General features: G+C 62.5%; 11 protein-coding genes. 10 read left to right on the forward strand and 1 reads right to left on the reverse strand.

The annotated features are described in order from the left end of the window. Positions 1–170: 170 nt before the first annotated feature. Positions 171–881 carry a 16S rRNA pseudouridine(516) synthase gene (locus VFE81_RS15705; protein WP_325045477.1) on the reverse strand — a complete coding sequence of 237 codons (711 nt, stop codon included), beginning with the start codon at positions 879–881 and terminating at the stop codon, positions 171–173. Between the two features lie 94 nt (positions 882–975). Between VFE81_RS15705 and VFE81_RS15710 the strand changes: the two genes are divergently transcribed. The 10 genes from VFE81_RS15710 to VFE81_RS15755 all read left to right on the forward strand — a co-directional run. Further along, positions 976–2,235 (forward strand): MFS transporter, encoded by a 1,260-nt coding sequence (locus VFE81_RS15710; RefSeq protein ID WP_325045478.1) that lies wholly within the window; start codon positions 976–978, stop codon positions 2,233–2,235. A gap of 180 nt (positions 2,236–2,415) precedes the next feature. After that, entirely contained in the window at positions 2,416–3,417 is a 1,002-nt protein-coding gene (locus VFE81_RS15715; RefSeq protein WP_325045479.1) for a MurR/RpiR family transcriptional regulator, read from the forward strand. Beyond that, positions 3,414–4,406 (forward strand): isoaspartyl peptidase/L-asparaginase, encoded by a 993-nt coding sequence (locus VFE81_RS15720; protein ID WP_325045480.1) that lies wholly within the window; start codon positions 3,414–3,416, stop codon positions 4,404–4,406. The genes VFE81_RS15715 and VFE81_RS15720 overlap by 4 nt, the downstream gene beginning before the upstream one ends. Before the next feature lie 87 nt (positions 4,407–4,493). After that, on the forward strand, positions 4,494–6,416 hold the full coding sequence (locus VFE81_RS15725) for a dipeptide ABC transporter ATP-binding protein (protein ID WP_325045481.1): 1,923 nt from the start codon (positions 4,494–4,496) through the stop codon (positions 6,414–6,416). A 116-nt stretch (positions 6,417–6,532) separates the two neighbouring features. Then, the gene (gsiB, locus tag VFE81_RS15730) at positions 6,533–8,095 is read left to right on the forward strand and encodes a glutathione ABC transporter substrate-binding protein GsiB (RefSeq protein WP_325045482.1); all 1,563 of its coding nucleotides are present in this window, start codon (positions 6,533–6,535) and stop codon (positions 8,093–8,095) included. A gap of 101 nt (positions 8,096–8,196) precedes the next feature. Continuing rightward, complete coding sequence (gene gsiC / locus VFE81_RS15735; protein WP_325045483.1) at positions 8,197–9,117, forward strand: glutathione ABC transporter permease GsiC; 921 nt, start codon at positions 8,197–8,199, stop codon at positions 9,115–9,117. A 7-nt stretch (positions 9,118–9,124) separates the two neighbouring features. Next, positions 9,125–10,030 carry a glutathione ABC transporter permease GsiD gene (gene gsiD, locus VFE81_RS15740; protein WP_325045484.1) on the forward strand — a complete coding sequence of 302 codons (906 nt, stop codon included), beginning with the start codon at positions 9,125–9,127 and terminating at the stop codon, positions 10,028–10,030. Beyond that, positions 10,027–11,163, forward strand: a complete 1,137-nt coding sequence (locus VFE81_RS15745) for a P1 family peptidase (RefSeq protein WP_325045485.1) — start codon at positions 10,027–10,029, stop codon at positions 11,161–11,163. Before gsiD ends, VFE81_RS15745 begins: the two co-directional genes overlap by 4 nt. 8 nt (positions 11,164–11,171) lie before the next feature. Beyond that, complete coding sequence (locus VFE81_RS15750) at positions 11,172–12,005, forward strand: M55 family metallopeptidase (RefSeq protein ID WP_325045486.1); 834 nt, start codon at positions 11,172–11,174, stop codon at positions 12,003–12,005. A 152-nt stretch (positions 12,006–12,157) separates the two neighbouring features. Further along, positions 12,158–12,928 (forward strand): thiamine pyrophosphate-binding protein (locus VFE81_RS15755; protein WP_325045487.1); only part of this gene is annotated, 771 nt, incomplete at its 3' end.

Genomic DNA, 12,928 nt, shown 5'->3' on the forward strand with positions numbered 1-12,928 from the left:
CATGGCGCCCCTCCTTGAACCCTTTGTAGTCTTTGTTTAAACGAGTATAGGGCGAGCTGTAAGGAAGAGCATGCTGCGACGCAACGTGTAATCAGGCATCCCGCAGGCCTATGTGCGGCCGCGCACACGATTCTCCTGATGCATCAAGGCTTTAAAAGGGTCCTACCGGTTTACCCGCTCCGTAAAGATCCGAGGTCGGTTTCGTCGAGCCATTGCCATGCGCCAACGGCCAGCGTCGCGGGCAACGCGAGTCCGCCGATCCGCTCGCGATGAAGCGCTTCACAGCGGTTGCCAACTGCCGCGATCATCCGCTTGACCTGGTGATACTTGCCCTCCATCACGGTGAGGGCAAGCGTGTGCTCGCCGCGCGCCTCTACGTCGACGGCGGCGATCGGTTTGGGCTCGCCGTGCAGCAAGACACCGTCGCGCAAGGCATTCAATTGAACGTCGTCAATGGGATGGCGCGTGGTCGCGATGTAAAGCTTCGGCACTTTGCGTTTCGGCGACGTGAACATGTGAACGAACTTGCCATCGTCGGAGAGCAGCAGGAGGCCGGTCGTGTCCTGATCGAGGCGCCCCACGCATTGCACGCCGCGCTCGGCGAACTGCGGTGGCAGCAGGCCGAACACGCTCAGATGATGCTGCGGGTCGCGCGAACATTCGTAGCCGGCGGGTTTGTTCAGGAGCAGATAGGCGTGCTCGCGATACGGCCAGACGACCTCGTCCACGCTGAAGCAGAACGTGCTGTCATGGGTTGAGAAATCGGCGTCGGCATCAGAGCAGACCGAGCCGCCGATGCTCACGCGGCCGTCTCGGATCAGCGCCCGGCATTGGCGGCGAGAGCCGAAACCTTGAGTGAAGAGGATGCTTTCGAGATTCATGGCGAGCGAAGAATAACACCGCAAGAAGCGGAGCGCCGCGCAGCGTCATAGCGACGACGATGGTCTTTCCACATCCCGTCGCAGGAGTTTATCGATGCATGCCACTTCCTCTTCGCCGTCTTCATCCGCGATCCGTCTGCCGGCCGCATTCCAGCGGCTCGCATGGTCGAATCTGGTCGCGCAATCCGCTGAACAGATCAGCCTCGCCGCCGCGCCGCTCGTCGCCGTGTTCGTGCTCGGCGCCGGTGCGCGCGAGACCGGCCTGCTGCAAACCGCGCAGACGCTGCCGTTTCTCCTGTTGTCGATTCCACTTGGCGTATGGGCCGACCGCCGCTCGCGGCGCACGTTGATGACGCTTGCCGAAAGCGTGCGCGTGGTCGCGATGCTGTGCGTGCTGCTGCTTGTGATGACGCATTCGCTAAGCTTGCCGCTGCTCGCCGCGCTCGGCTTCATTGCCGCAACCGGCACGGTGGCCTACAACGTCGCGGCGCCTTCGCTGGTGCCGTCGATCGTGCCGCGAGAGGCGTACGCCCAGGCCAACGGCCGGCTCGAACTGGCGCGCAGCGTCGCGTATTCGGCGGGGCCGGCGCTTGGTGGCGTGCTGGTCGGATGGATCGGCGCGGGATGGGCGTATGGCTGCGCGGCCGGGTTATCGGCGCTGGCCGTCGCATTGCTCGCGGGGCTGCACGAACCGCCGCGAGCGGCCGCTTCACAGCGTCACTTCCTGCTGGAACTGCGCGACGGCACGCGCTTCGTGCTGCGCGATGCGTTGCTGCGCCCGATGCTCGCCACCGCGATCTTCTTCAATCTCGGTTTCTTCGTGCTGCAAGCGGTGTATGTGCCGTACGCCGTCCATCGTTTGGGATTGAACGCATCGATGGTCGGTGTGACGCTCGGCGCGTACGGCGTCGGCATGGTGTGCGGCGCGCTCGCCGCACCGGCCATCGCGCGGCGTCTCGCGTTCGGCCGCGTGCTGACCATCGGACCGACGTGCGGTTTGCTTGCCTCGCTCGTGATGGTAGGGACGATCCTCATGCCGTCGTTCTGGCTGGCGATGCTCAGCTTCTTCCTGCTCGGCGTCGGCCCGATTCTGTGGGTGGTGGGTTCGACCACGCTGCGTCAGGCGATTACGCCTGTACGGATGATGGGCCGCGTCTCGGCGCTCAACAGCACGGCGACCTATGGCGCGCGGCCGTTGGGCGCGTTGCTTGGCGCGGCGATCAGCGCGCGCTGGGGGATGGACGCATGCCTGGTCGCGGCAGCCGCCGCTTTCCTCGTGCAGGCGCTAATCATCGTCATGTCGCCGGCGGCACGGCTTGCGCATATTCCCGAGGGCGCCGCGATCGCTCAATGAAAACTGATTTTCATCGGACGGCCCCCGTTGTGTGCCGACACGCCTCCGGTCATCCGTGAAAACCCTCGAAAATGAAAATGAATTTTTTTCGACGAGATTTCTATGTAAATATACTTTCATTCATTTTGATTACGCCCCGAAGGAAGTCCCCTTCGGGATGCTCCCCATCGGCTCGCTCGCATGATTCATCACTCGTCCGTTACTTCGAACCCCGCCGAGCAGGCCATCGCCGCGCGCATCGCCGTAGCAATGCCAACCCTCACGCCGATCCATCGGCGCATGGGCGAATACGTGCTGGCGAATCTGTTCCGCGCGGCGACCATGCGGATCGACGAACTGGCGAGCGTGGTCGGTGCGTCGGTGGCGACAGCGAATCGCTTCGCTCGCGCGCTTGGCTTCGACGGTTATCCGCAATTTCGTGAAGCGCTCGTGCGCGGCTTCGAAGCGACGCTCGCACCGGTCGAGCGGCTGCGAAGCGCGCAGGAGTCGCTCGCTTCCGGTGACGCGCTGCTCGATGCGCTGCTCGAACAGGCAGCGGCCAATCTTCATTCCACACGTACCGCGATCGACAGCGCCGCGGCCGAAGCAGCCGTTGAAGCGATCATCGCCGCGCGCCGTGTGTTCGTGCTCGGCTACGGGGCCAGCGCGTTTCTCGCCGGCTTGATGGAGCACGGCCTGATGCCGTATCACGACAACGTACAGTCGCTCGCGCTGATCGGCGGACCTTCGCATGCCGCGCGGCGCCTGTTCACCGCGGACGACGGCGATCTGGTGATCGGCATTGCGTTTCCGCGTTATGTTGAAGACACCATCGAACTCGCCCGGCGTGCGGCCGGACGCGGTGCACGTGTACTTGCGCTAACCGACAGTCAGCGCTCGCCGCTCGCGCAATTCGCCGATCTCGCACTCTATATCCGCTCGGAACGACGGCTTGCGGCCAATGCCGATTCCGCTGTGCTGGCCGTGATCGAAGCCCTCTGCGATGCGGTCGCGTATCGCGCCCAACGCTCGGTCAAGGCCGCCGCCGGCGTCAGCGAATTCGTATTGCCCTGGCTTACCGATCCACAAGCCGACCCACAAGCCGACCCACAAGCCGACCCACACGCCGCGCCTTCCAGCACTGCTGAGCAGTCCGCGCGCGCTTCTACCCGTACCACCCGCACTACGAAAGCCAAAAAATGAACACCAACGCAGTCATTGCCATTCACGGCGGGGCAGGCACGATCCTGCGCGCGTCGATGTCTGCCAGCGCCGAAGCCGACTATCACGCAGCCTTGCACGCCGTGCTGAGCGCAGGCCAGCGCGTCCTCACCGACGGCGGCAGCGCACTCGATGCCGTCAGCGAAGCCGTGCGTTTGCTCGAAGACTGTCCGCTCTTCAACGCGGGCCGTGGCGCGGTGTACACGGCGGCCGGCACGCATGAACTCGACGCGGCCATCATGGACGGCCGCACGCTCGACGCCGGCGCGATCTGCTGCGTGACGCGTGTACGCAATCCGATTCTGGCGGCGCGTCGAGTGCTCGAACGTAGCGAACACGTGCTGTTCACGGGCGAAGGCGCGGAAGCCTTCGCGGCCGCGCAAGGACTCGAATTCGTCGAGCCGGAGTATTTCCATACCGAAGCACGTCATCGCCAATGGCAGCTCGCACGCGGTCAGCAACGCGCGATGCTCGATCACGATGGCGCGACGTTGGCCGCCGCGCCGTCTTCGAACGACGACGATCCCACGCCGCACGAGCCGATCGACCCGAATCGCAAGTTCGGCACGGTGGGCGCGGTTGCTCTTGACCAGCATGGCCACGTGGCGGCCGCGACCTCGACGGGCGGCGTCACCAACAAGCAGGTCGGCCGGGTCGGCGACACGCCGCTGATCGGCGCGGGCTGCTATGCGGACGACGCAACCTGCGCGGTCTCGACCACCGGCTCCGGCGAGATGTTCATGCGCATGGTCGCGGCATACGACGTCGCGGCACAAATGGCCTACCGCGACGCCTCGCTCGAAGAAGCGGCGCACGACGTGGTGATGAACCGTTTGCCGAAGATCGACGGACGCGGCGGACTGATCGCCGTCGATGCGCGCGGTAACGTCACGCTGCCGTTCAATACCGAGGGTATGTATCGCGGATTCGCGCGGATCGGCGAGACGCCGGTGACGGCGATCTATCGCTAATGGTGTCCCGCTGCGCTGTCGCTTGAACTACCGCTTGAATTTTCGTTTGAATCACCGTTAGCTGCGTCCGAATCCAAAGGAACCATCGTGCCGACTTCATTGCACACCGCTCGCCCGCTTACCGAAACCATGCCGCCGCAACGCGTGCTTGCGGTCGACGATCTGTCGGTCGCATTTCGTAGTGGCGACAAGACTTTCAACGCGGTGCGCAATCTCTCGCTGACGGTCGAGCGCGGCGAGACGCTGGCAATCGTCGGCGAATCGGGTTCGGGCAAATCGGTGACATCGCTTGCCTTGATGCGGCTGATCGAGCATGGCGGTGGGCGCCTTGCCGGCGGCAGCATCGCATTCCGGCGCCGCGACGGCAGCGTGATCGACCTCGCGAAAGCGTCGTCCGGCACGATGCGTTCGATTCGCGGCGCCGACATCGCGATGATTTTCCAGGAGCCGATGACTTCGCTCAATCCGGTGTTCACGGTTGGCGACCAGATCAGCGAAGCGATTGCCTTGCATCAGGGGAAGAGCCGTTCTGCCGCGCAAGCCGAAACGCTGCGCCTGCTCGAACTCGTGCGCATTCCGGAAGCGCGCCGGGTGGCCGCCCGTTTTCCGCATCAGCTATCTGGCGGCATGCGCCAACGCGTGATGATCGCGATGGCGTTGTCGTGCAAGCCCGCACTGTTGATCGCCGACGAACCGACCACCGCGCTCGACGTCACGATCCAGGCGCAGATCCTGCAATTGATCCGCGGCCTGCAGGACGAAATGAACATGGGCGTGATCTTCATCACGCACGATATGGGTGTGGTGGCCGAAGTGGCCGATCGCGTGCTGGTGATGTATCGCGGCGAGAAAGTGGAAGAGGGTGCGTCGGATACGCTGTTTGCCGCGCCTTCGCATCCTTATACGAAAGCATTGCTCGCTGCGGTTCCGCGCCTTGGCGCAATGCAGGGCACCGATCTGCCCGCCAAGTTTCCGATTCTGACCGTCGAGCAGGCAGCGCTCCCCGGCGTCGACGAACCCGTTCGTCCCGCAGCCGCTGTCGCGCAAGAAAGCCAACCGTTGATCCACGACAGCACGCCGCCGATTCTACGGGTGCGTGATCTGATCACGCGCTTTCCGGTCAAGAGCGGTGTGTTCGGACGTTTGGCGGGCCGCGTGCATGCGGTTGAAAAAGTCAGCTTCGATCTGCGGCCGGGCGAAACGCTCGCGTTGGTCGGCGAGTCGGGCTGCGGCAAATCGACAACGGGTCGCTCATTGCTGCGTCTGGTCGAAAGCCAGAGCGGTTCGATCGAATTCGACGGCAAGGAAATCAGCTCGCTCACAGGCCCGGCGTTGCAAGCGCTGCGCCGCGATATCCAGTTTATTTTCCAGGATCCGTTCGCTTCGCTGAATCCGCGTTTGACGGTCGGCTTCTCGATCATGGAGCCGCTGCTCGTGCACGGCGTCGCTCAAGGCGCGGAAGCTCAGGCACGGGTTGCGTGGCTGCTCGAAAAAGTCGGCTTGCCGCCCGAAGCCGCGCGCCGCTATCCGCACGAATTTTCGGGCGGGCAACGGCAACGCATCGCGATTGCGCGTGCTCTCGCACTGAATCCGAAAGTTGTGATCGCGGACGAATCCGTTTCCGCACTGGACGTCTCCGTGCAGGCACAGATCGTCAACCTGATGCTCGATCTGCAACGCGAACTGGGCGTCGCGTATCTGTTCATTTCGCACGATATGGCGGTGGTGGAGCGCGTCAGTCATCGCGTGGCGGTGATGTATCTCGGCCAGATCGTCGAGATCGGTCCGCGCCGCGCGGTGTTCGAAGCACCGCAGCATCCCTATACGAAGAAGCTGATGGGCGCGGTGCCGGTTGCCGATCCGGCGCGCCGTCACGCGAAACGCATGCTCGCCGCCGATGAGATTCCGAGCCCGATTCGCTCGCTGAACGACGAACCGATCGTGGCGCCGCTGGTTGCGGTGGGACCGGATCATTTCGTGGCTCAGCATCGGGTCGGCGGCGCTTACTAGAACCAGGTGCGAACGCAAGCCCGAACGCAGAACTGAACAAAGCACCCAACCTGAAGTAAAAAACTTTCTCTCGCAGTACATAACCTTGTTTCAATTCGCAGCCTGGAGCCAACCTCATGAACCTGCTGGTCCCGTCTTCCCCGTTTCGTTTGCGCGCGCTGGTCAGCGGCGGCGCGATGGTGTTCGCGATGCTCGCGGGCAATGTGGCGCATGCCGACACGACGGCCGTGATGGCCGTTGCGTCGACCTTCACGACGCTCGATCCGTACGACGCGAACGACACGCTGTCGCAAGCCGTCGCCAAGTCGTTCTATCAAGGGCTGTTCGGTTTCGACAAGGACATGAAACTGATCAACGTGCTGGCCGACAGCTACGAAGCGAGCCCGGATGCCAAGGTCTACACGTTCAAGCTGCGCCACGGCGTGAAGTTCCAGGACGGTACCGACTTCAATGCGGCCGCGGTCAAAGCGAACTTCGATCGCGTGACCGATCACGCGAACAAGCTCAAGCGCTACAACATGTTCAACCGTATCGAGAAGACCGAAGTGGTCGATCCGTACACGGTGAAGATCACCCTGAAGGCACCATTCTCGGCATTCGTCAACGTGCTGGCGCATCCGTCGGCGGTCATGATTTCGCCTGACGCGCTGAAGAAGTACGGCAAGGATATTGCGTTCCATCCGGTCGGCACCGGTCCGTTCGAACTGGTGAAGTGGGACCCGGCAGGCGACCTGACGGTGAAGAAATTTGCCGGTTACTGGAAGAAGGGCTACCCGAAGGTCGATGCGATCGACTGGAAGCCGGTGGTCGACAACAACACGCGCGCTGCGCTGATGCGTACCGGCGAAGCGGACTTCGCGTTCCAGGTGCCGTTCGAACAGGCGGCGCAATTGCAGACGAGTCCGAAGGTGGATCTGATCGCGTCGCCATCGATTATCCAGCGCTATATCAGCCTGAACGTCAACCAGAAGCCGTTCGACAATCCGAAAGTGCGTGAAGCGCTGAACTATGCGGTCAACAAAGAGGCGCTGACGAAGGTCGCGTTCGCCGGTTACGCGACGCCGGCTGACGGCGTGGTGCCGCAAGGTGTCGACTACGCCGTGAAGCTCGGTCCCTGGCCGTACGATCCGGCGAAGGCGCGTGAGCTGCTGAAGGAAGCGGGTTATCCGAACGGTTTCGAAACGACGCTGTGGTCCGGGTATAACTACTCGACTGCACAGAAGGTGATTCAGTTCGTGCAGCAGCAACTGGCGCAAGTCGGCATCAAGGCGAACGTCGAAGCGCTCGAAGCGGGTCAACGCGTTGCAAAGGTAGAGAGCGCGCAAGACCCGGCGACTGCACCGGTGCGGATGTACTACATCGGCTGGTCGTCGTCGACGGGTGAAGCGGACTGGGCGATTTCGCCGCTGCTCGCGTCGGCCTCGTTCCCGCCGAAGATGGTCAACACCTCGTACTACAAGAACGACACCGTCGACAGCGACCTCAAGCAGGCGCTCGAAACCACCGACCGCACCAAGAAGGCCGCGCTCTACACTGACGCGCAAAAACGCATCTGGGCCGACGCGCCGTGGATCTTCCTCGTCAAGGAGAAGGTCGTGTATGCGCGCAGCAAGCGTTTGTCAGGTGCTTATGTCGCACCGGACGGCTCGTTCAATTTCGACGAGATCGCGATCAAGTGATGAGCTGACCGTTCGGCGCGGCGTGTTCCCAATGAGCACACCGGCTGGGCGGCCGCTTTCTGACGATTCTTCGTTGCCCGCATCATTGCCGGATTGGTTTCATGCTGACTTTCCTCGTCAAACGTATCTTTGGCCTGCTGCCGACGCTCTTCATCGTCGCCGTGCTGGTGTTCCTGTTCGTGCATCTGTTACCCGGCGATCCGGCGCGCCTCGCGGCCGGTCCCGAAGCAGACGAAGCGACCGTTGCACTGGTGCGTGCCGATCTCGGCCTCGATAAGCCGATGCCGCAGCAATTCGTCAACTTCTTCGTGAAGATCGCGCACGGCGACTTCGGCACGTCCACGCGCAGCAAGCGGCCGGTCAGTCAGGAAATCGGCGAGCGCTTCATGCCGACCCTGCTGCTCACACTCACCAGCATGGTGTGGGCGGTGGTGCTCGGCATGGGCATCGGCATTGTTTCGGCGGTATGGCGCAATCGCTGGCCGGACCGGCTCGGCATGACGCTGGCCGTGTCGGGCATTTCGTTTCCCGCCTTCGCCCTCGGCATGCTGCTGATGGAAATCTTTTCGGTCAAGCTCGGCTGGCTGCCGATCGTTGGCGACGGCTCGTGGCAGAGCTACGTGCTGCCGTCGCTCACGCTCGGCGCGGCTGTGGCGGCGGTGATGGCGCGCTTCACGCGTGCGTCGTTCGTCGAAGTGATGAATGAAGACTTCGTGCGGACCGCCCGCGCGAAAGGTGTGCCCGAGTGGCTCGTGATCGTCAAACACTGCCTGCGCAACGCGATGATTCCCGTCATCACGATGATGGGTCTGCAATTCGGTTTTCTGCTGGGCGGTTCGATCGTGGTCGAGGTGGTATTCAACTGGCCGGGCCTCGGACGCTTGCTGGTGGACGCCGTGGCGATGCGCGACTATCCGGTGATTCAGGCTGAGGTGCTGTTGTTCTCGCTCGAATTCATCATCATCAATCTGGTCGTGGACGTGTTGTACGCCGTGATCAACCCGACCATCCGTTTCAAGTGAGGCCCGCATGAGCATCTCTGCAACCGAGGCGAATGCGGCCAAGGCCGCCCTCGTAGAAAGCGCGATTCGCACGCCGTGGAGTGAATTCTGGCGCAAATTCCGTAAGCAGCATGTGGCGCTCGTCGCCGGCATTTTTGTGCTGCTGCTGGTCGCGGTCGCGATTCTCGCGCCGCATATCGTGCCGTACGATCCGGAGAATTTCTTCGACTACGATGCGTTGAACGCGGGGCCCTCCGCCGCGCACTGGTTCGGCGTCGATTCGCTGGGCCGCGATATTTTCAGTCGCATTCTCGCGGGCTCGCGTATTTCGCTTGCGGCCGGTTTTCTGTCGGTGGCGATCGGCGCGTTGATTGGCACGTTCTTCGGTTTGCTGGCCGGATACTACGAAGGCTGGTGGGACCGCATTACGATGCGTGTCGCCGATGTGCTGTTCGCCTTTCCCGGCATTCTGCTGGCGATCGGCGTGGTGGCGATTCTCGGCAACGGCATGATCAATGTGATCTGCGCCGTGGCGATTTTCAGTATCCCGGCGTTTGCGCGGCTCGTGCGCGGCAATACGCTAATGCTCAAGCAACTCACGTATATCGAAGCGGCGCGCAGCATCGGCGCCTCGGACTGGACCATCATCGTGCGGCATATTCTGCCGGGGACGATTTCGTCGATCGTCGTGTACTTCACGATGCGGATCGGTACTTCGATCATCACGGCGGCGAGCTTGTCGTTTCTCGGGCTCGGCGCGCAACCGCCGACGCCTGAATGGGGCGCGATGCTCAACGAAGCGCGTGCCGACATGGTCACTGCGCCTCATATTGCGCTGTTTCCGAGTCTGGCGATTTTCCTCACCGTGCTGGCATTCAATCTGCTCGGGGACGGTTTGCGCGATGCGCTCGATCCGAAGCTCGACCGGCCATGAGTCTTGCTGAAACTGCGAGTGCAAGCGCACCGCATATCGGTGTGTTGCCGAGTGGCCCGCGTGGGACGATTGCCGACGTAGAAGGCGTGACGGTAGGGCATTGCACGCTGGATGAAGGTGCTGTGCAAACCGGCGTGACCGTGATTCGTCCGCATCCCGGCGATCCGTTTCTCGCGAACGTGCCCGCTGCTGCTTCAGTGATCAACGGTTTCGGCAAAAGCATTGGGCTCGTGCAGGTTGAAGAACTCGGTGTGCTGGAGACGCCGATTGCATTGACTAATACCTTTGGCGTCGCCGCCGTCGCACAAGCGCAGATTCGCGCTGCAATTCATGCCAATCCGCAAATTGGACGCGAATGGTCGACGGTCAATCCGCTGGTGTTCGAATGTAATGACGGATACCTGAACGATATTCAGGCGTTGGCAGTAAGCGAGCGGCATTTCACTGAGGCGTGTGAAGCAGCGAGCGTTGATGTCGCGAGCGGTTCGGTTGGCGCAGGCCGAGGCATGTCGTGCTTCGATCTGAAAGGCGGGATCGGTAATGCATCGCGCGTCATTGACGTAGCAGGGCGGAGTTATACGGTTGGCGCACTGGTGCTGGCGAATTTCGGCCGTCTGCCGATGTTGACGATCGACGGCATGCAGCTTGGTCGCGCGCTGGCCGAGCGCGCAGCCAAAGCTGTCGTAGCTGGCCCGGCAGCTGTAGCGCATCCAGCGAATTCAGCGGGCTCGACGAACCCGGTCATCCCAGCGACCACCTCAAAACCCGAGCGAGGTTCGATCATCATGATCATTGCCACCGACGCGCCGCTCGACGCTCGCCAACTCAAGCGTCTGTCATTGCGCGCCGCGGCCGGTCTCGCACGAACCGGTTCCGTGTACGGCCACGGCAGCGGCGACATCGCGTTGGCGTTTTCCACGGCCTACACCGTGCCGCACGAATCTGACTTCGTAGCGCTGCCGGAAGTGCTCGCCGATGCGCGCCTCGATCCATTATTCCGTGCTTGCGCAGACAGCGTCGAGCAAGCGATCGTCGACGCGATATGGAGCGCGACTTCCGTCACGGGTCGCGACGGTCATCGTCGTTTGTCGTTGCACGACACCGCCCCCGATCTCGCTCAACTTCTCAAGTAACCTCCCTGATGAAAGTCCTGATTTCCGCCGACATCGAAGGCGTAGCCGGCGTGTTCCATCCCGAGCAAACGCGCGCAGGCAACGGTGAATACGAAGCCGCACGCCGCTGGATGACGCTCGAAGCCAATGCCGCAATTGAAGGGGCGTTCGCAGGTGGCGCGACACATGTGTGGCTCAACGATTCACATGGCGGCTTTCGCAATCTGCTGCCCGATCTGCTCGACGCACGTGCCCAGGTCGTGCTCGGCAAACCGCGTACGCTCGGCATGATGGCCGGCCTCGAATACGGCGCGGCGCTGGTGTTCATGATCGGCTATCACGCGAGGTCGCAAACGCGCGGCATTCTCTCGCATACGATCAACAGCTTCGCGTTCGCGCGCGTCTCGCTGAACGGCATCGAAGTTGGCGAGGCAGGATTGTATGGAGCGCTGGCGGAAGAATACGGCGCACAGGTAGCGCTTTTATCCGGCGACGATGTATTCGCGGAAGAAACCGCGCCGCGTTTTCCCGGCGCACGCTTTGTCATCACCAAGAGCGCGACGGGGCATGCGAGCGGTGTCACGCAAACCCCGGCAAGCGCTCGTGATGCAATCGAAAGTGCTGCACGCGAAGTGGTGCGGCATTACATCGACAAAGGTCACGCGCCGCAAGCCACGCGCGCTGCCACGAAGCCTGTCGAATGCGAGTTGCGTGTGCAAACTACCGCGCTGGCCGATCTGTTTTGCCAGTGGCCGACACTCACACGTGTCGATGCCGTCACGTTGCGTTTTAGCGCGGGGTCGGCGGAACATGTGGTGCGCATGCTGAACTGCCTCTCAGCGATGTCGTTCATGCTGCGCTGAGTCGCGTGACGAAGACGAATGCCCGGCAAGTGCGGTCGTCCCCCTTGCTTACGTTTCGATAAAACGCTGCCCGCGCGGTGACACGTTTTGCGAGGAAGCGGTACTCTCTGGCATTCCAGAGGTGCCGTCTTTCTCACTTAGCGGAGTACAGCATGGGTAAGCAGACTATCGCGGATTATCTGGCCAGAACACTGGCGGCAGCAGACGTCGAACGGATTTGGGGCGTGACCGGCGACAGCCTGAACGGCCTGTCGGATAGCTTGCAAAGGCTTGGTTCTATTCGCTGGATGCATACGCGTCACGAAGAGGTCGCGGCCTTCGCCGCCGGTGCCGATGCCGCCGCCACTGGAAAGCTCGCCGTTTGCGCGGGCAGTTGCGGTCCCGGCAACCTGCATCTGATCAATGGCCTGTACGACTGTCATCGTAATCATCAGCCTGTGCTCGCGATCGCCGCGCACATTCCATCCTCGGAAATCGGCCTCGGTTACTTCCAGGAAACCCATCCGCAAGAGTTGTTCAGGGAGTGCAGCCACTACGTCGAGCTGGTGACGAGCCCGTCGCAGTTTCCGCGCGTGTTGGCTCGCGCCATGCGCACGGCAATCGAAGAGCGCGGCGTCGCGGTGATCGTGCTGCCCGGCGACGTCGCGCTGGGCGAAGCGCCCGACGAAACGCCGGCATGGGCAGGCACGCTCGAACGCTCGACGGTGGTGCCCTCCGGCGCGGATTTCGACCGGCTCGCCGATATGCTGAATCAGGCCGGCGGTGTGACGCTGCTGTGCGGCAGCGGGTGCGCGGACGCACACGACGAAGTGGTGGCATTCGCCGATCAGCTTGGCGCGCCGACCGTGCATGCGTTGCGCGGCAAACAATACGTGGAGTGGGACAACCCGTTCGACGTCGGCATGACCGGCCTGATCGGTTTC

This window comes from Paraburkholderia sp. (assembly GCF_035656215.1).
GTDB lineage: Bacteria > Pseudomonadota > Gammaproteobacteria > Burkholderiales > Burkholderiaceae > Paraburkholderia.

What these genes read in the sequence shown, in the direction of transcription:
- VFE81_RS15705 (WP_325045477.1), bottom strand. Translation starts at nt 881, where the DNA reads ATGAATCTCGAAAGCATCCTCTTCACTCAAGGTTTCGGCTCTCGCCGC.
- VFE81_RS15710 (WP_325045478.1), top strand. Translation starts at nt 976, where the DNA reads ATGCATGCCACTTCCTCTTCGCCGTCTTCATCCGCGATCCGTCTGCCG.
- VFE81_RS15715 (WP_325045479.1), top strand. Translation starts at nt 2,416, where the DNA reads ATGATTCATCACTCGTCCGTTACTTCGAACCCCGCCGAGCAGGCCATC.
- VFE81_RS15720 (WP_325045480.1), top strand. Translation starts at nt 3,414, where the DNA reads ATGAACACCAACGCAGTCATTGCCATTCACGGCGGGGCAGGCACGATC.
- gsiB (WP_325045482.1), top strand. Translation starts at nt 6,533, where the DNA reads ATGAACCTGCTGGTCCCGTCTTCCCCGTTTCGTTTGCGCGCGCTGGTC.
- gsiC (WP_325045483.1), top strand. Translation starts at nt 8,197, where the DNA reads ATGCTGACTTTCCTCGTCAAACGTATCTTTGGCCTGCTGCCGACGCTC.
- gsiD (WP_325045484.1), top strand. Translation starts at nt 9,125, where the DNA reads ATGAGCATCTCTGCAACCGAGGCGAATGCGGCCAAGGCCGCCCTCGTA.
- VFE81_RS15745 (WP_325045485.1), top strand. Translation starts at nt 10,027, where the DNA reads ATGAGTCTTGCTGAAACTGCGAGTGCAAGCGCACCGCATATCGGTGTG.
- VFE81_RS15750 (WP_325045486.1), top strand. Translation starts at nt 11,172, where the DNA reads ATGAAAGTCCTGATTTCCGCCGACATCGAAGGCGTAGCCGGCGTGTTC.